General features: G+C 69.8%; 16 protein-coding genes, 1 tRNA gene and 1 pseudogene. 7 read left to right on the top strand and 11 right to left on the bottom strand.

Annotation, left to right across the window (positions count from 1 at the left end):
* Position 1 precedes the first annotated feature (1 nt).
* Positions 2 to 424, bottom strand: coding sequence for a DUF6292 family protein (locus KLK06_RS33755; RefSeq protein WP_308168559.1), 423 nt, complete (start codon positions 422 to 424; stop codon positions 2 to 4).
* 140 nt (positions 425 to 564) lie between these two features.
* Here KLK06_RS33755 and KLK06_RS61820 point away from each other — a divergent pair, with 140 nt between their 5' ends.
* Together KLK06_RS61820 and KLK06_RS33750 are read left to right on the top strand one after the other, a co-directional pair.
* Positions 565 to 690, top strand: a complete 126-nt coding sequence (locus KLK06_RS61820; protein ID WP_263655728.1) for a hypothetical protein — start codon at positions 565 to 567, stop codon at positions 688 to 690.
* 10 nt (positions 691 to 700) lie between these two features.
* Positions 701 to 1,132, top strand: coding sequence for a DUF2269 family protein (locus KLK06_RS33750; RefSeq protein WP_214639646.1), 432 nt, complete (start codon positions 701 to 703; stop codon positions 1,130 to 1,132).
* Here KLK06_RS33750 and KLK06_RS33745 read toward each other — a convergent pair.
* Positions 1,129 to 2,268 carry a cystathionine gamma-synthase gene (locus tag KLK06_RS33745; protein ID WP_214639645.1) on the bottom strand — a complete coding sequence of 380 codons (1,140 nt, stop codon included), beginning with the start codon at positions 2,266 to 2,268 and terminating at the stop codon, positions 1,129 to 1,131. The genes KLK06_RS33750 and KLK06_RS33745 overlap by 4 nt on opposite strands.
* A gap of 155 nt (positions 2,269 to 2,423) precedes the next feature.
* Positions 2,424 to 2,633 (bottom strand): hypothetical protein, encoded by a 210-nt coding sequence (locus tag KLK06_RS33740; RefSeq protein WP_214639644.1) that lies wholly within the window; start codon positions 2,631 to 2,633, stop codon positions 2,424 to 2,426.
* 212 nt (positions 2,634 to 2,845) lie between these two features.
* Here KLK06_RS33740 and KLK06_RS63175 point away from each other — a divergent pair.
* A pseudogene (locus tag KLK06_RS63175) lies at positions 2,846 to 3,844 on the top strand (sensor histidine kinase); the annotation flags it as partial.
* On the opposite strand, the gene KLK06_RS33730 reads toward KLK06_RS63175, so the two are convergent.
* The gene (locus KLK06_RS33730; RefSeq protein WP_308168558.1) at positions 3,764 to 7,657 is read right to left on the bottom strand and encodes a BTAD domain-containing putative transcriptional regulator; all 3,894 of its coding nucleotides are present in this window, start codon (positions 7,655 to 7,657) and stop codon (positions 3,764 to 3,766) included. The pseudogene KLK06_RS63175 and the gene KLK06_RS33730 overlap by 81 nt on opposite strands.
* Positions 7,658 to 7,723: 66 nt before the next feature.
* Here KLK06_RS33730 and KLK06_RS33725 point away from each other — a divergent pair, with 66 nt between their 5' ends.
* A complete protein-coding gene (locus KLK06_RS33725) occupies positions 7,724 to 8,581 on the top strand; it encodes an NAD(P)-dependent oxidoreductase (RefSeq protein ID WP_214639642.1) in 858 nt (285 codons plus the stop codon).
* Positions 8,582 to 8,588: 7 nt separating this feature from the next.
* Here the strand turns inward: KLK06_RS33725 and KLK06_RS33720 are convergent, their stop codons facing one another.
* Complete coding sequence (locus tag KLK06_RS33720) at positions 8,589 to 9,959, bottom strand: cystathionine beta-synthase (RefSeq protein ID WP_214639641.1); 1,371 nt, start codon at positions 9,957 to 9,959, stop codon at positions 8,589 to 8,591.
* A gap of 129 nt (positions 9,960 to 10,088) precedes the next feature.
* On the opposite strand from KLK06_RS33720, the gene KLK06_RS33715 reads away from it, so the two are divergent.
* The 3 genes from KLK06_RS33715 to KLK06_RS33705 all read left to right on the top strand — a co-directional run bounded on the left by KLK06_RS33715 (position 10,089) and on the right by KLK06_RS33705 (position 13,778).
* Positions 10,089 to 11,072 carry an SGNH/GDSL hydrolase family protein gene (locus KLK06_RS33715; protein WP_214639640.1) on the top strand — a complete coding sequence of 328 codons (984 nt, stop codon included), beginning with the start codon at positions 10,089 to 10,091 and terminating at the stop codon, positions 11,070 to 11,072.
* 59 nt (positions 11,073 to 11,131) lie between these two features.
* On the top strand, positions 11,132 to 12,475 hold the full coding sequence (locus tag KLK06_RS33710) for a PQQ-binding-like beta-propeller repeat protein (protein ID WP_214639639.1): 1,344 nt from the start codon (positions 11,132 to 11,134) through the stop codon (positions 12,473 to 12,475).
* A gap of 85 nt (positions 12,476 to 12,560) precedes the next feature.
* On the top strand, positions 12,561 to 13,778 hold the full coding sequence (locus KLK06_RS33705; RefSeq protein WP_214639638.1) for an acetyl-CoA C-acetyltransferase: 1,218 nt from the start codon (positions 12,561 to 12,563) through the stop codon (positions 13,776 to 13,778).
* A gap of 146 nt (positions 13,779 to 13,924) precedes the next feature.
* Here KLK06_RS33705 and KLK06_RS33700 read toward each other — a convergent pair whose 3' ends face one another.
* The 6 genes from KLK06_RS33700 to KLK06_RS33675 form a co-directional block, all read right to left on the bottom strand.
* Positions 13,925 to 14,335: a PPOX class F420-dependent oxidoreductase gene (locus KLK06_RS33700; protein WP_214639637.1), complete on the bottom strand. Its 411-nt coding sequence runs from the start codon at positions 14,333 to 14,335 to the stop codon at positions 13,925 to 13,927.
* Positions 14,336 to 14,389: 54 nt separating this feature from the next.
* On the bottom strand, positions 14,390 to 14,623 hold the full coding sequence (locus KLK06_RS33695; protein WP_214639636.1) for a DUF4287 domain-containing protein: 234 nt from the start codon (positions 14,621 to 14,623) through the stop codon (positions 14,390 to 14,392).
* 156 nt (positions 14,624 to 14,779) lie between these two features.
* Positions 14,780 to 15,568 (bottom strand): Bax inhibitor-1/YccA family protein, encoded by a 789-nt coding sequence (locus KLK06_RS33690; RefSeq protein ID WP_214639635.1) that lies wholly within the window; start codon positions 15,566 to 15,568, stop codon positions 14,780 to 14,782.
* Positions 15,569 to 15,738: 170 nt separating this feature from the next.
* A tRNA-Leu gene (locus KLK06_RS33685) sits at positions 15,739 to 15,811 on the bottom strand.
* Between the two features lie 49 nt (positions 15,812 to 15,860).
* Complete coding sequence (locus tag KLK06_RS33680) at positions 15,861 to 16,385, bottom strand: peptide deformylase (protein ID WP_214639634.1); 525 nt, start codon at positions 16,383 to 16,385, stop codon at positions 15,861 to 15,863.
* Entirely contained in the window at positions 16,382 to 16,894 is a 513-nt protein-coding gene (locus KLK06_RS33675) for a glycine cleavage system protein R (protein ID WP_214639633.1), read from the bottom strand. Before KLK06_RS33675 ends, KLK06_RS33680 begins: the two co-directional genes overlap by 4 nt.
* Between the last annotated feature and the right edge of the window lie 60 nt (positions 16,895 to 16,954).

The following is a 16,954-nucleotide window of genomic DNA, read 5'->3' as shown; positions in this document are numbered from 1 at the left end:
GTCACGCCTCGATGAGGGGGGCGTAGAAGTCGAGCGCGACGTCGAAGCCGTCGCGGCAGTTGCGGTGCGAGCGGTAGCAGGGGCGCCACGCGGAGCTGGCGCCCACGCCCACGCGGGCGTCGCTCAGCGCCGACGGCACGCGCTCGGGCCGGGGCAGCAGCCCGCCGCCCAGATAACGGACGCCGTCGAGCTGGGTGTGCTCGCCGCGGCCACCGGAGACGAAGCTCCCGAGCCGCCATCCGCTCTCCTCGTCCCACACCAGCGCGCTGCCGTCCGCCAGGCGGACGGTCGCGTCACGCGGCTCGCAGGGGCCCTCCCACCAGTCGGCGACCTCGGCTCCGAGCAGGTCGACGACCTGCTGCACGTAGCCGGTCGGCTGCTGCAGCCACTCGTCGGTATACGGCTCGACATGCCTGACGGCCACGGACGGCACCCCCTTGTGCCCAGAAGGTAAGGAAAAAGCGACGGTTAGCAACCATACCCGCGCTGAACTTATTCCGTTGCCAGAGCGTCTAGTCATTACGGACGATATTTACGTCCCACACGGGGAAGGAGGGGTGTCCCATGATTGCCATGATTCTTCTGATCGTGCTGATGGTGGTCGCCATCGCGGCCACCGAGCTGATCATGCGCTGCTCCTCGGAAGGTAAACAGAGTGTCGAGTCAACGGGCGAGATCGTCGGGGACTAGTCTCCTTCGCATGTCGTCCCTGCTTCTCTGGCTGCACATCGGCTTCGCGATCTTCACGGTGGGCCCGCTCACCGCGGTCACCATGGCCGCGCCTCGAGCCATCCGCACCAAGAACGTGCCCGTCCTGCAGAACATCCAGCGGACCACCCGGATCTACAGCATCGGTTCGCTGGGTGTGCTGATCTTCGGGCTGGCCCTGGGCCTGTCCATCGGGGCCGGGGTGCTCGGCAAGTGGTACATGACGGCCTCGATGACCCTGTTCGTCGTGGCCATCGTGCTGCTCGTCATCATCGACCGCGACCTGCGCGCAGCCGTCCGGGTCCTCGAGACCGAGAACCCGGACGACGACGCCAAGGTGCAGAACGGCCGGATCGCCGCCATCAGCGGGCTGCTGTCCGTGATCTGGCTGGTGATCCTGTTCCTGATGGTTATACCCGGTTAGCCGAGCGCCTGCTTGAGGTCGGCGAGCAGGTCGTCGACCGTCTCGATGCCGACCGACAGCCGCACCAGGTCGCCCGGCACCTCCAGCGGCGAGCCCGCCACCGAGGCGTGCGTCATCCTGCCCGGATGCTCGATGAGCGACTCGACGCCGCCCAGCGACTCGCCCAGCGTGAACAGCTTCGCCCGGTTGCACACCGCCACGGCCTCTTCCTCGCCGCCCGCGACGCGGAACGACACCATGCCACCGAACCGCTTCATCTGCTTGGCGGCCACCTCGTGCCCGGGGTGCTCGCCCATCCCCGGGTAGAGCACCTGGGTCACGCGCGGGTGCGCGAGCAGCAGATCGACGACCCGCTCGGCGTTGTCGCAGTGGCGGTCCATCCGTACACCCAACGTCTTGAGCCCGCGCAGCGTCAGCCAGGCGTCGAACGGCCCGGCCACCGCGCCCATCGCGTTCTGGTGGTAGGCCAGCTCCTCGCCGACCGCCTGGTCGGCCGCGATCAGCGCGCCGCCGACGACGTCGGAATGGCCGCCGACGTACTTGGTGGTGGAGTGCACGACCACGTCCGCGCCCAGCGCGAGCGGCTGCTGCAGGTATGGAGAGGCGAAGGTGTTGTCGACCACCAGCAGCGCCCCGTTGTCGTGGGCGAGCTGGGCGAGCGCGGCGATGTCGGCGATGCCGAGCAGCGGGTTCGTCGGCGTCTCCACCCAGACGATCCGCGTCTTCTGCGTCATTGCCTTGGCCACGGCGTCGAGGTCGCCGAGCGGCACCGGGTCGTAGTGCAGGCCCCAGCGCTCGTTGACCTTCGCGAACAGCCGGTACGTGCCGCCGTACGCGTCGTTGGGGATGATGACGTGGTCCTGCGGCCTGCAGACGGTACGCAGCAGGGCGTCCTCGGCCGCCAGGCCCGACGCGAACGCCAGCCCGCGCGCGCCGCCCTCGACCGCGGCCAGCGCCTCTTCGAGCGCGGTCCTGGTGGGGTTGGCCGAGCGACTGTACTCGTATCCGGAACGCAGGCCCCCCACGCCGTCCTGCTTGTAGGTGGACGTCGCGTAAATCGGCGGCACGACCGCGCCGGTCAGCGGGTCAGGCTCCTGACCTGCGTGGATCGCCAGAGTTTCGAAACCGTTCGTCATAAGCCCACGGTAACGGAAGCGGCCCGCGATCCGTTCCCCAACGGATCGCGGGCCGAGGCGGGCGCCGTCCCCAAAGCGCGCCCGCGTGACTCGCACGCCATGCCCGCGCGAGCCAGGTCTGTTGTGTGCCAGGCCTGTGTGTCGGATCAGTGGGCTCAGGCCGCTTGGGGCTCGTGCCTGTCGCCGCCCGCTCGTGGCGTCAGGCGCACCACGCCGGCGTTCGGTGCGGGCACCTCGATGTGGCGGCCGCTGCCGCCCTCCGCGTCCTCCCCGTTGATGCGGGAGAGCAGCACAGGGTCGGCCAGCGCCAGCAACAACCCGACGACCAGCCCGACACCCAGTAGTACGAACCCAATGAGAACCATTTCCCGTCCCCCTTCCGGACATCTCCCAGCATGGTCGACGGCCCCCCGCCACCGCCTCCGCTGAAGGGCTGGTCCTCGGCGCTCCTCATCGGCCGAACGGTCGATGCTCGCCGTCCGACTTCCGGCTTAGGCTTCCAGGAGTGGGGGAATCCAAGCGCGTCGTCTACTGGATCCGCCGGCTGAGCGACATCGCCGCGATCGGCTGGCTGGCCATGATGCTTCTCGTGGACTTCGTGGTGGCCGGCACCAGGGGCGGCCTCCAGTGGACGGTGGCGATCTGCGGGGTCGCGGGCATCGCGGCCGTCATCCTGCGGCGCCGCTTCCGGGTCGAGACGTTCATCGCCGTGGCGGCCCTGTCGTTCGTCGTCTCGTTGGTGATCGGCTTGACCGGGTTCGTCGGCGTGCCCGGCTCCGCGGAGACCGGCGCGCTGATCATCCTGACCATCGGCGTGCTCCGCCACGTCGAGCCGGTCAAGCGGGCCGCCGTGTTCGGGGCCGCCGCGCTGGTCGCCCTCATGGCGGAGGGCATCGCCCGCGATCCCCACAACGAGCTGGTCTTCTCGTTCATGCTCTTCACCGCCTGGACGATGACCGCCGCCGTCGGCGGCTACCTCCGCTTCCAGCAGGAGCGCCGCAAGGAGGCCGTCCATTCCGTACGGCGGGCCGAACGCCTGGAGCTGGCCAGGGAGCTGCACGACCTGGTCGCCCACCACATCACCGGCATCGTCGTACAGGCCCAGGCCGCCCGCACGGTCGCCGACATGAAGCCCGACGCCGTACTGCCCGCCCTCGACGCCATCGCCACCGCCGGCACGGAGGCGCTCACCTCGATGCGGCGCCTGGTCACCGTACTGAGGACCGAGGACGAGGCCGACAGGCGGCCCGGCACGTCGCTGGCCGATCTGCGCCTGCTGACGGAGCGGTTCTCGGCGAACGGGCCGCGCGTCGCGTTCGAGATCGGGTCGGGCATCGACGACCGCACCCTGCCGCCGGAGGTCATGACGACGATCCACCGGGTGCTACGGGAGGCGCTCACCAACATCCGCAAGCACGCGCCGGGCGCCAGTTGGGTCGAGGCCGAGCTGCGACGGTTCGACCAGCGCGTGCTGTTGCGCATCCGCAACTTCGGCTCAGCCGCCGACCCCCGGCTCTCCCGTCTGGGAGGCGGGTTCGGCCTGGTCGGAATGGCCGAGCGGGTGGAGGCCCTGGGCGGGCGCCTCTACGCCGGGCCCGGCTCCGACGGCGCCTGGGAAGTGGTCGCGGAGTTTCCCGCGCCCTGAGGCGCGGGCCGCGTCGAACGCCTCCTCCCCCATCCCCTTGTGCAACCTGGCGGCGATCCGGTCGACATCGGCGCGCTCAGGAACGGGCAAAGGCACACCTACAGCCTCTCTGAGCGCCGCCGCCACCCCAAGCAACCCGGCCGCTTCCCGGTACTGCCCGAAACGGTCCCCGCGCTCGCCTTGCCCGCGCTGCTGGCTTTGCTCGGCCATGAGCGACAGTGCGCCTGCCAGGCCCTCCAGTGCGAGCGCGATCGCTCTGGGGTCCCCGGTGGTCTGGGCCGCCTCATAACCATCCCGCTGCCTGGCGAGCGCCGTCCCGGCGTCGCCGCGCTGCTCGGCGGCGAACCCCAGTTCGGCCATGAGGAACGCGATGCCGGGCGTCCCCCGCACCTCCCGCAACCAGCCGAGCCACGGCATCAGAAGCCCTTCCGCCCGCTCGTACCTGCCCTGCCGCCTGGCGCTCAGTGCCAGCCCGAGCACGGCATGCTCCTCCGCGGCCTTGTAGGACTGCTCCACGGCCAGCCGCCTGGCCCGCTCGTGGTAGTGGTCGGCCCGCTCGTACTGGCCCGCCAGGAGCGCCACACGGCCCAACCCGGCCAGTTTGAACGCGACCTCGAAGCCGAGCTCCTCCGCCAGCCGCAACTGCTCCACGCGCAATCTGGCGGCCTCGGCATAGTCACCACGTATCTCAGCCAGCCGGTCGAGCGCGTCCATGGCCTCCAACCGCCCCCACCCGTCCCCCAACTGGCTGAACAGCTCCAGACTCCGCCGACCGTCCCGCTCCATCGCGGTCAGATCCGCCCGGCCCACCGCCAGCTTCGCCCGCAGACTGAGCGCGGCGGCGATCCCCCACCGATCGCCAAGCACCTCGAACACAGCCAACGCCCGACTCGCCGCCGCCTCATGCGCGACCTGATCGCCGTACGCCCAGCGCACGTGGGTCAGAAACCAGTCGGCCAGTGCCCGCCCCTCAACGTCGAGCTCCGCCTCCCAAACCGGCGGCGCCACCTCCCCAACCGCCAACGCCATCCCCGCCAACCACACAGACGCGACCGCCGCCTCGGCAGCCACCCCGCTGACGGGACGACCAATGGCCGGGGCGCTGCTGACAAGCGGACCGGTCACGGACAGATCGGTCGCAGACGTGGCGGTAACGGGCCGATCCACCGCGAGCGGACTGGCAGCGGGCGCGCTGGTGACAGACAGGCCGGTCGTAGGCAGGCGGGTCGCGGACCCGTCGGTCGCGGAGCCGCCCGTGGTGGGCCGGTCCGTGGTGGGCCGGTCCGTCGGGCGTGGGGCCGACGTTGGGGTGGTTCTGGATAGGGCGGTGGACAACGAGCGGCGGGCCTCGCCCATGCGGCCGCGTAGGAACCAGTACCAGGCGAGCGCGTTGACCAGGCGTAGCGGCTCCGGGCCCGACAGGGCGAGTCGCAGGTTGGCGGTCTCGGTGTCCAGGCGTTCGAGCCACTGCTTCTGTCCTGGGCCGCGCAGGTCCGCCCGTTCGGCCAGCGACGTGTAGTAGCGGGCGTGACGTGCGGCGATCTGTCTGTGCTCTCCCGCCTCCGCCAGGCGTTCGGCGCAGTAGGCGGCGACCGATTCCAGCAGGCGGTATCTGGGGCCAGTGGTCACCACCACCAGCGAGCGGTCGACGAGCCGGGCCAGCACGTCCACCACGTCCACGCCGGGCTCGGCGCAGATCGCCTCGGCCGCCTCCAGCGTGCACCCGTCCGCGTGCGCGGCCAGCCGCCGCAGCACGACCCGCTCGTGGCCGGACAGCAGGTCCCAGCTCCAGTCGATCACTGCCCGAAGCGTCCGCTGCCTCGACGGGGCATCACGCATCCCGGAGCTGAGCAGGCGGAACCTGTCGTCCAGCCGCTCGGCCACTTCCCGTACGCCCAGCGCGCGCACCCGAGTAGCGGCCAGCTCCAACGCCAGCGGGATGCCGTCGAGCCGCCTGCAGATGATCGCGACCGCCTCACCCACCTCGCCCCGGTTGTCCAACTCGTTCGGCCTGCTCGGCCAACTGGTCGGGTCGGTCTCGATGGTCTCGATCGTCGCGGTGGCCTCACTAGTCGCGGTGGCCTCGGTGCTCGAGTCGAACGCGGCAGTCGAGTGGGGCCCGGGAGTCAGGCCGGGCGCGGTGATCGCATCAGGTCCGCCGGGACCGGCAGAAGTAGCGATCAAGTGGGGCGTCGGGGGTCCATCAAGCGCGGTGGTCGGTTGAGGCGTGGTGGTCGCGTTCGGCTCGTTCAGTTTGAGGTCCGCGCGGGCAATGAAGAGGCGTACGGCGTCGGGCTCGGTCAGTGGCGGCACCATGTGGACGTGTTCGCCGGTGACGCAGAGCGGTTCCCGGCTGGTTGCCAGGACCCGTAGTCCTGGGGCGGCCCGCAGCAGCGCCGAGACCAGCGCAGCCGCCTCCTCCACCAGGTGCTCGCAGTTGTCGATCACGAGCAACGCCCGCTTGGCCGCCAAGGCGGTCGCCAGCCTCGGCGGCAGGGGCGCGGTGTCGTCGTCGCGTACGCCGAGGACGTCCGCGACCGCCTCGGCCACGTCGGCGAGCCCGCCCAGCTCCACCAGCCACACCCCGTCGGGGAAGGCGGGGCTTTCGTCGAGGAGAGAGCGGGCGGTTTCCAGGGCGAGGCGGGTCTTGCCGACGCCGCCAGGGCCTGTGAGGGTCACCAGGCGGGCGGTGTTCAGCAGGTTGCGGACCTGGGCGAGTTCGGCGTCTCTGCCGATCAGCTCCGTGAGGGGGGACGGCAGGTTGGAGTGGGCCGGCCGGGCGGTGAGTGAGGGGTCCTGGCGGAGGATCGCCGCCTGGAGTGCTGCCAGCTCGGGCGTGGGGTCCAGGCCCAGTTCGCCCGCGAGCCGCTCGCGTAGATCGTCGTAGCTGGCCAGGGCCTCGCCTTGGCGGCCGCCTCGGTACAGGGCTGTCATGTGCTGGGCGCGCAGGCGTTCGCGTAGCGGGTGCTGGGCGACCAGGTCGGCCAGGTCTACGTCCTCGCCCAGTGCCAGCCGTACCTCCGCCTGCTCTTCGAGGGCGGACAGGCGTGCCTCCTCCAGGCGCGCGATCTCCGGGCGGAGGAACTCCTCGTCGGCGAGATCGGCGTACGCGGGGCCGCGCCACAACGTCAGGGCCTCGTGGAGCTGAGCGGCCCGCTCGTGCGGGCCCGCAGAACGGCGGCCGGCGAGCTTGAGGAAGCGGTCCGCGTCGAGCGCGATACGAAAGCGGCCCGCGTCACCACCCGTCCCGAAGCGGCCCAGGACGTGCCGGTCCTCGAAGCGGTCCGCGTCGCGCCACCGGTCCCGAAAAGAGTCCGGCCCGCTGTGAAAGGGGTCCGCGTCGCCTCGGTCACGGAAACGGTCTCGGAAACGGTCCGCGTCGCCCCCGCCTCGGAAACGGTCCGCGTCGCCCCCGCCTCGGAAACGGTCCGCGTCCGGCTCAGCCGGTGAGGGGTCCGGCTGGGGCTCGACGATCGCCAGGCGGTAGCCGGCCGGGGTGTGGACGATCGAGCCGGGGCCGCCGAGCACGCGGCGGAGTTGGGAGACGCGGGCCTGGAGGGTGCCGACGGGGTTGCGGGAGGGCCGGTCCCCCCACAGGTCGTCGATCAGCCGGTCCATCGAGACCGGGCCGCCCCCGTGCGCCAGGAGGTCGGCCAGCAACGCCCGCATCCTGGGCTCCGTCACCTCGATCCGGCGTCCGTCGTCCGTCCAGACCGCCAGCGGCCCGAGTACCCCGAAACTCACCACGTCAGGGACAACCCGTAGCGAGGCGGAAGGATTTCCGTAGGGGGACACCCGAAGGTGTGGGTCATGAGTCGAGTGACAGTGATCGGAATGGGCCCGATGGGGTCGAAGATGGCGGAGACGTTCCTCGCGGCGGGCCACGAGGTGACCGTGTGGAACCGTACGGCGAGCAAGACAGAGCCCCTGGTGACCAGGGGCGCCCGGCGGGCGGCCGAAGCGGCCGAAGGCGAGTTGCTGGTCATCAGCCAGGTCGGCTACCAGGCCATGTACGACAGCTTGGGCGACGCGCGGCTGGACGGGAAGGTGCTGGTCAATCTCAGCTCCGGCACCCCGGAGGAGCTGCGCGCGGCGGCGCGGTGGGTGGCCGGGCGGGGCGGCACGCTCGTCACCGGAGGGATCATGGTGCCGCCGCCCGGCATCGGCCTGCCCATGGCGTACACCTTCTACAGCGGCCCCAAGGACGTCGTCGACCGGCACGCGGAGACGCTCAAGGCGCTGGCCACGATCACGTACGTGGGCGAGGACCAGGGCCTGGCGATGATGTACTACCAGGCGCAGTTGCTGATCTTCTGGTCCAGCCTGACCAGCTACATGCACGCGCTCGCGCTGCTCGGCACGGCGGGGGTGACGCCCGGGGACTTCCTGCCGTTCGCCAGGGAGACGTTCACGCAGCTCGGGGGCGACGGGCCGATGGGGTTCGCCAAGATCCTGGCCGAGGAGGTCGAGGCCGGGGTGTACCCGGGCGAGCTGAACTCCCTGCACATGCAGGCGGTCGGCCTGGGCCACGCCGTCCACGCGCTGAAGGACGCCGGGCTGGAGATCACGGTGCCGAACGCGCTCAAGGAACTGTTCGAGCGCGCCGACGCCGAAGGGCGCGGCCTGGAGGGGCTCGGCACCGTGATCGAGTCGATCAGGAAGCCCTAGTGGTGCCCTAGTGGTTGGCGAGGAAGGCGAGCAGATCCTGGCGGGTCAGTAGCCCGGCGGGCTTGCCGTCTTCGAGCACCACGGCGGCGTCCGCCTTCTCCAGCGCCTCCACCGCGCGCGCCACCGATTCGCCGCTGCCGATCATCGGCAGCGGCGACGACATGTGCTCGGCGATCGTGTCCTCGGAGGAGAGCCGGCCGCGGTAGAGGGCTTCGAGCAGGTCGCGCTCGACGATGGAGCCGACCACCTCGGCCGCCATGACCGGCGGCTCCTCCTTCATCACCGGGAGCTGCGAGACGGAGTATTCGCGCATGATGGCGATGGCCGTGCCGACCGACTCGTGCGGGTGCACGTGCACGAACTCCGGCAGGCCCGCCCCCTTGCGAGCCAGTACGTCACGCACCAGGCCCTCCTCGGACGAGGTGGTCAGGAAGCCGTAGTCGGCCATCCAGTCGTCGTTGAAGATCTTGGACAGGTAGCCGCGCCCGCCGTCGGGCAGGAGGACGACCACCACGTCGTCGGGCCCCGCCTTGGCCGCCACCTCCAGCGCCGCCACCACGGCCATCCCGCACGAACCGCCGACCAGCAGGCCCTCTTCGCGGGCGAGCCGTCGGGTCATGTTGAACGAGTCCTTGTCGGACACCGCGATGATCTCGTCGCAGATCTTCGTGTCGTAGGTGGCCGGCCAGATGTCCTCGCCGACGCCCTCCACGAGATACGGCCGGCCGGAACCGCCCGAGTAGACGGAGCCCTCCGGGTCAGCCCCGATGATCTTCACGCGGCCCTGGGAGACCTCTTTGAGGTAGCGGCCGGTGCCGCTGATCGTGCCCCCGGTGCCGATGCCCGCCACGAAGTGGGTGATCCTGCCCTCGGTCTGCTCCCACACCTCGGGACCGGTCGAGTAGTAGTGGGAGTCGGGGTTGTTGACGTTGGAGTATTGGTCGGGCTTCCAGGCGTTGGGCACCTCGCGGGCCAGCCGGTCGGAAACCGAGTAGTAGGAGTCGGGGTGATCGGGCGACACGGCGGTCGGGCAGACCACGACGTCGGCGCCATAGGCGCGCAGCACCGCGATCTTGTCCTGGGCCACCTTGTCGGGCACCACGAACAAGCATTTGTAGCCCCGCTGCTGGGCCACGAGAGCCAGGCCCACGCCGGTGTTGCCGGACGTCGGCTCGACGATCACGCCACCGGGCCGCAGCTCCCCCGACGCCTCCGCCGCGTCGATCATGCGGACCGCGATGCGGTCCTTGACCGAGCCGCCCGGGTTGAAGTACTCGACTTTGGCGAGCACCTGGGCGGGCAGGCCAGCGGAGACCTTGTGCATCCTGACGAGCGGGGTGTTGCCCATCAGCTCGACCAGGGAATCGTAAACGCGCACCGAGGTGTTCACCTTCTTTGCCAAAGCTTGGTCAGCTTGCCGAAGGCCGAGATCCCGTGGGGGTGGCGAGCGCTCGGCTAGTTTTCAAGCAAACGCTACCGCCGAGTTCGGTCGAAGGGAGCAACGTACGTGGTCTGGGCACCGGGCACGGCGCGCGCGGCGCGCAAGATCGCGACGGCGGCGGCACTCGGAGGCGGCGGCCTGACGGCTCTCGGGGCCACCGCGTACGGCCTCCTGATCGCCGAGAGCCTGCTGGCCAGAAAGGTGATCGGCCGGCCGCACGGCATGGAGGGACCGCCGTCCGACGGCGTCTACGGCGACTTCTCCGGCACCCCGATCACCATGGTCCTGCTGGGCGATTCCCTCTCCGTCGGCCTGGGGATGACCGACCCGGCCAGGACGCCCGGAGTACTGCTCGCGCACGGCCTGGCCTCCGTGGCCGAACGCCCGGTACGCCTCCACGTGGTCGGCAAGTCGGGAGCCCCGTCGGCCGAGCTCGGCGGCCAGGTCGACCGGGCACTCAAAGCGGAGCCCGACCTGGCCGTCATCTTCGTCGGCGCGAACGACGTCACCACCCAGACCCCGCCGGCGGCGGCCGTACGGCACCTGAGCAAGGCCGTGCGGCGGCTGCGCGAGGCGGGCGCCGAGGTGGTCGTGGGCACCTGTCCCGACCTCGGCACGGTACGGCCCATCGCGCAGCCGCTGCGCTGGGTGACGCGGCGCTGGAGCCGCCAGCTGGCCGCGGCGCAGACGGTCGCGGTGGTCGACGCGGGCGGGCGTACGGTCGCGTTCGCCGACGTCCTGGGGCCGGAATTCGCCACAAACCCCGGCGAAATGTTCGGACCGGATCGTTTCCATCCATCTGCCCGAGGTTACGCGCAGGCAGCTTACGCAGTGCTACCTTCTGTATGCGCTGCGTTGAGGTTGTGGCCTGAGCCGAGACCCGCGCGCGGCGAAGGATTGCAACCGATTTACCTTGCGGCGGCTACGGCCGCGGAGGAGTCCGGCACCGAGGTCTCCGCGACCCGGGTCGCCGGGCGGGCGACGGGTCCCCACGGCAAGTGGGTGACGTTGTTCCGCCGCCGGCTGGGGGAGACGCTCAACGACGCCTGACCCCGGTCACCCTCCGAGCCGGAGCCGTCACTCCTCGTCCCCTTTGGAGTGGATTGCTCGTGCTCCGGCCCCTCGCGAACGCCGCCCTCACACTCGCCGGAATCCTGGCCCTGGCCGGCTGTTCCGACAGCGGCGCGGCCACGGCGGTCTTCCCGACCTGGCACAACTCCGAGATCGACGCGGTCAGCCGGATGGCGGCCGCAGGCGGGGTCGTCACGACCACCTCCATGAAGCCCGACGGCACGCTGGAGACCGTCGCCGTCGACCTCGCCCACGGCAACAAGCTCTGGGCCCAGCCGGCCACCATGGTGGGCAGATTGCCCGGCATGGGCGTCTCCGCGCCCGCCATCGTCGAGACGGCCCCCGGCCAGGCCGTGGTCGTGGCGATCGACCCGATCAAGAAGGGCCGCTGGAACGCCGCCCTCGTCGCCCGCGACGCGCGCACCGGCACGCAGAAGTGGACGCGGCCCGTGCATTCGACGTTCGGCCCCCAGCGCTGCGGGTCCTACATCTGCCTGTCGGAGCACACCGCGCTCTCCAGCGCCCGCGTGGTGGTGCTCGACCCGGCCACCGGCAAGCAACTGTGGAAGCTGCCCGGCATCGCCGAGGTCGAGTGGTCCGACGCCGACCGGGTGCTGCTGCTCCGCCTGGCCTCCAACCCCATGATCGAGTCGTACGAGCTCAAGACCGGCAAGCTGCAGTGGCAGCAGCCGATCGAGCAGGCGCTCGGCCCCGGCATCGACATGTCGGGCGGGTGGGCCTTCGGCTCGACGAGCGACAACCTGATCGGCTACGTCGCCCCCTACACGAACCCGCAGACGAAGAAGGTCTCCACGTTCGGCCTGTTCTCCGTCAAGATCGGCGACGGCACGATCAACTGGATGCGCCCCTCGGTCGTCCGCGTCTACCCCAGCGGCAGCCCCGGATACGCCCCCGTCGTGCGGCCGGTCGACCAGCAGGGCACCTACGGCGGCTTCGCCCGGCTCGACTCGGAGAGCGGCCGGGTCGTCGGCCAGATCGCCGCCTCCGAGGTGCCCGGCTCCGGCTGGTGGCTGGCCTTCCCCGACCGCATGGAGAAGCTGGGCTTCCTCAAGCACGACGCCAAGGGCGCCGCCTTCGACCTGACGACGGGCGCCTCGGTTCCGGTCGAGAGCCAGCGCGGCTGGTCCTTCTGCGTCACCGACCCCAAGCCGCTCCCGCTCCGCGCCCAGGCCCCCGGCTTCTACTCGATAGCCGCCATCTGCGAGTACGACCTGTCGACCGGCAAACGGCTCGCGACCTCGGCCGCACCGCCCCCCTGGTTCACCGGCAGCCAGAACGGCTGGCGCCTCTGGCGTGACGAGAAGGGCGGCGTCCACGCCGTCAACGACGGCACGGCCACGGCGCCGGGCATGTACGGCTGACGACCCGGGCCACACCCCCAGGGGCCATCGTGCTCTGCCGCCAGGACTGGAATATAGTTCTAAAGGCCGACACAGGAGGATGAAGATGGCTGAAGCTGTGATCGTCGCTACCGCGCGCTCACCCATAGGGCGGGCGTTCAAGGGTTCGATGAAGGACATCCGTCCCGACGACCTCACCGTGCAGATGATCGAGGCCGCGCTGGCCAAGGTCCCGCAGCTCGACCCCACGACGATCGACGACCTCATGCTCGGCTGCGGCCTGCCCGGCGGCGAGCAGGGCTTCAACATGGCCCGCGTCGTCTCGGTGATGCTCGGCCTCGACGGCGTGCCGGGCACCACCGTCACCCGCTACTGCTCGTCGTCGCTGCAGACCACCAGGATGGCGTTCCACGCGATCAAGGCGGGCGAGGGCGACGTGTTCGTGTCCGCGGGCGTGGAGATGGTGTCGCGGTTCGTCAAGGGCAACTCCGACTCGCTGCCCGACACCCAGAACCCGATCTTCCACGACGCCATCGGGCGCAGCAAGGCGTTCGGCGAGGGCGGGCGGAGTTGGCACGACCCGCGCGAGGACGACACGATCCCCGACATCTACATCGCGATGGGCCAGACCGCCGAGAACCTCGCCCAGATCAAGGGCGTCACCCGTCACGACCAGGACGAGTTCGGCGTACGCTCCCAGAACCTCGCCGAGAAGGCGCTGGCCGACGGCTTCTGGCAGAAGGACATCACCCCGGCGACGCTGCCCGACGGCACCGTGGTCAGCAAGGACGACGGCCCGCGGGCCGGGACCACGTACGAGGCGGTGTCGGGGCTGAAGCCGGTCTTCCGCCCCGATGGCACGGTCACGGCCGGCAACTGCTGCCCGCTCAACGACGGCGCCGCCGCCGTCATCGTGATGAGCGACACGCGGGCGGCCGAGCTGGGCATCACACCGCTGGCGCGCATCGTCTCCACCGGCGTCACGGGCCTGTCCCCCGAGATCATGGGCCTCGGCCCGGTCGAGGCGTCGAAGCAGGCGCTCGCCCGCGCGGGGATGGCGATCGACGACATCGACCTGGTGGAGATCAACGAGGCGTTCGCCGCGCAGGTCATCCCTTCCTACCGGGATCTGGGCATCGACCTCGACCGGCTCAACGTCAACGGCGGCGCGATCGCCGTCGGTCACCCGTTCGGCATGACGGGCGCGCGCATCACCTCCACGCTGATCAACAGCCTCCGGCACCACGACAAGTCGATCGGCTTGGAGACCATGTGCGTGGGCGGCGGGCAGGGCATGGCGATGGTCCTGGAGCGCCTCTCCTAGTTTTCACCGGCTTCACGGTCTTTACGGCCGGCCCGGTGGGCGCCAACCGCCATAAGGGGTTGGCGCCCGTCCAGGGAAACGCTCCTCCGGCGATGCGAGCCGCCCGCCGTGACGTGCGCGTCCGCGGCCGTCTTCTTCGGACTTCCCTACCCGTGACGGTCCGGCCCGGCCTTGACCGGAGTCACCCGGACGATGACCCTCTTGTCGCGGATCATCGCCGCCTCGTAGTCCGGCCAGTCCGGATGCTCGCCCGAAATGCCGCGGTAGTAGGCGATCAGATGATCCATGGCGTCCGGGAGGGAGATGATCTCCGCCTCGCCCTCTACCTGGATCCAGTTCCCGTAGAAGGCGTCCGTGAAGGCACAGATCGCCACCCTGTTGTCGCGGCGGATGTTGCGGGTCTTGGCGGCCGTCTCCCTGGTGCTGATGACGAGGTAGCCCTCGTCGTCCACGCCCACCGTCACCGGGGACATCTGCGGACGGCCGTCGCCGTGCCTGGTGAGGAGTATGGCGCGGTGGTTGTGCCGCAGGAAGTCGCGTGCCTCGTCTAGATCCATGTACACATGATTACGCGCCCGTGCCAAAGGCACGGGCGCGGATCGGAGTGCGGGCTACAGGAAGCCCGTGCGGTTATGGCGGAACCGCTCGTGTTCGTGCACGATCGCGGCGGCGTAGCCATGGGTCAGCCCGTGCTCGTCGGCGAGCCAGTTGGCCCGCTCGTCACACCTCAGGAAGGACGGGCCGTTGTCGATGGCTTGAAACCACTCGGGGAGTTCGCGTCCCGTTATCGTTGGGACCCTGGCGATGAGCTTCGTGTGCGTCTCCGGTGAGTGGTTCAAGGACATGGGCACCTCCACGGATTAAGGTCCTTTGCTCGACACTGCAACACGTCCCCCGGAATGACAAGCCCCAACCTCCGACCATTTTGTGACGGCGGGTAGATTTTCGGTCGCGCAAAGCGAAGGACCCCGCCGGATCGACGGGGTCCAGGAGGCGAACGATCAGTCGCTACGAGTGAAAATGCTGATGAACCGGAGCACCTCGAGGTAGATCCACACGAGGCTGAGCGTGAGCCCGAAGGCGCACTGCCAGGCGAACTTCTCCGGAGCGCCCTGCCGGACGCCCTCCTCGATCGAGTTGAAGTCGAGCAGCAGGAAGAAGCAGCCGAGCAGGATCATCGCGATGCTGAAGATCCAGCCGAGCGGGGAGTCGGTGCGGAGGCCGAGGCCGCCCGCGACGAAGAAACCGGCGATCATGTTGACGAGCATCAGCCCGATGGCCGCGATGCCCGCGGCGACCACGAACCGGACGAACTTCGGCGTGACCCTGACGACGCGCAACGCGTAGACGGTCAGGACTCCGCCGAAAGCGAACGCGGTGCCGAGCACCGCCTGGAGCACGATCCCGTTGTAGAGGTTCTCGTAGGCGCTGCTGATCGCGCCGAGGAAGACCCCTTCGAACGCCGCGTAACCGAGGATCAACGCCGGGTTGGTGCTCATCTTGAAGGAGGCGATCAGCCCCAGGACGAGCGCGACGAGGGCGGCGCCGATGGCCACGCCCAGGGAGACGTTGAGATACCAGGCCGCCGCCGCGGTCACGACGAGCGTGCCCAGGGTCATGAAGCCGCGGACCACGACGTCGTCGATCGTCATCGCCCGGTAGGCGGGCGGAGCCGAAGGGGCGTACGACGGGGAGTCGTACATGTTCTGCAGGTGGCCGGGCGTCGGCGTCGCGCCTTGCCACCCTGCCGACTGCCTGGACCTGTTGAAAACGGGGTTCTTGCTCTCCATCGCTGCCTCCTGTGCGCCGAGCTTATTGGACCCGGCGTCGCCTAGGTCAACCGGCGCTCAGATCTATGTGGTTTCGAGACTTCAGCAGGTGGACAACGAACGGATACGTTCCTGAGTTCCCGCGGTTACTGAGGGTTGTTTAATGGGGCATTTCCTATGGTAGACGCGGGTGCCCCCGGCGGGATTCGAACCCGCACTACAACCCTTTTAAGGGGTTTGCCTCTGCCTTTGGGCTACGGGGGCGCCGCAATCATACGAAACGGACCATGCTTCCGAGGAGCACAACTTCGTATCAGGCGTCACATCTGTGAAGTCTGCGGTGAAGTGATAGGGCTCCTGGCACTCTGTCCAGGAACAGAACGCCGTCGAGATGGTCCAGTTGATGCTGAATGCACCTAGCTTCGAATGCATCCGCCTCGATGGTGACGGGATCTCCCGTGTCAGGCAAGCTGCCGGACACTGTGATACGCGTCGCTCGCCGTACGTCACCGGTCAGATCAGCGATCGAGACGCAACCCTCGCGCCCCGCGCGCCAGCGAGACGCCTCGGCGAGGCGTGGATTGACCACCACGAGCTCGCCGGCCCAGGACCGGCCCTTCGGGTGCCCGGCGGCGTCAAAGGCGATCAGCCGCCAGCTCAGCCCGATCTGGGGGGCAGCCAGGCCCGCCGTCCTCGGCTCGCTGCGCAGGGTGGCGAGGAGGTCGGCCGCCGCCGCCACCACGCGGGGGTCTGTGGGGTCCACCTGCTGGGCCCGGGCGGACAGGAGCGGGTGCGGAGCGTCGAGCACTCCGCGGACGATCCCGTCCGGCCAGGTCACAGCAGGTCCGGTTCAACGGGGCGGAAGGTGATCTCCGACTCGAGACCCGAGCCGACCGTGGCCAGCCGGCGCATCAGCCCGGCCACGTCGACCTCCTCGGGCAGCTCGACATCGGCGATGAGGACGTAGAGCCGGCCGGTGAGCCGGGTGCTCATGCCGGTGATGTTGCCGCCCACCGAGGCGAGCACGGCGCTGATGGCCGAGATGATGCCCGGCCGGTCGGGGCCGTGGACGGTCAGGACGTAGCCGAGACCGGTCGGCCGCCTGCCGAAGTAGCGGCGGGCCTCGACGGCCGAGGCGGTGACCACCAGCTCCGGCGCGCAGAGGTGCTTGCAGAGCTCCTCGGCGCTCAGGTCGCCCGAGACCAGCAGCATCATCGCGACATGGCCGCCGAGCAGCGTCATGGTCGAGTCCTGGATGTTCGCCCCGCAGTCGGCGAGCGAGCCGGTGACCGCGGCGATCACGCCGGGCCGGTCCACGCCGAGCACCGTCACCGCTGAGAGCCCCACTCGTGGATCCCCTCTCTATCGAGATCGAGGATGCCGAAACGCCCCGATGCGACGCACCGG

Origin of the sequence: Nonomuraea sp. NEAU-A123, from assembly GCF_018603905.1 — a bacterium.
Lineage (GTDB): Bacteria > Actinomycetota > Actinomycetes > Streptosporangiales > Streptosporangiaceae > Nonomuraea.
This window is presented reverse-complemented; position numbering and strand designations above follow the sequence as displayed.

Coding starts and splice junctions, on each gene's coding strand:
- KLK06_RS61820 (WP_263655728.1), top strand. CDS start 565: ATGATTGCCATGATTCTTCTGATCGTGCTGATGGTGGTCGCCATCGCG.
- KLK06_RS33750 (WP_214639646.1), top strand. CDS start 701: ATGTCGTCCCTGCTTCTCTGGCTGCACATCGGCTTCGCGATCTTCACG.
- KLK06_RS33745 (WP_214639645.1), bottom strand. CDS start 2,268: ATGACGAACGGTTTCGAAACTCTGGCGATCCACGCAGGTCAGGAGCCT.
- KLK06_RS33740 (WP_214639644.1), bottom strand. CDS start 2,633: ATGGTTCTCATTGGGTTCGTACTACTGGGTGTCGGGCTGGTCGTCGGG.
- KLK06_RS33725 (WP_214639642.1), top strand. CDS start 7,724: ATGAGTCGAGTGACAGTGATCGGAATGGGCCCGATGGGGTCGAAGATG.
- KLK06_RS33705 (WP_214639638.1), top strand. CDS start 12,561: ATGGCTGAAGCTGTGATCGTCGCTACCGCGCGCTCACCCATAGGGCGG.
- KLK06_RS33700 (WP_214639637.1), bottom strand. CDS start 14,335: ATGGATCTAGACGAGGCACGCGACTTCCTGCGGCACAACCACCGCGCC.
- KLK06_RS33695 (WP_214639636.1), bottom strand. CDS start 14,623: ATGTCCTTGAACCACTCACCGGAGACGCACACGAAGCTCATCGCCAGG.
- KLK06_RS33690 (WP_214639635.1), bottom strand. CDS start 15,568: ATGGAGAGCAAGAACCCCGTTTTCAACAGGTCCAGGCAGTCGGCAGGG.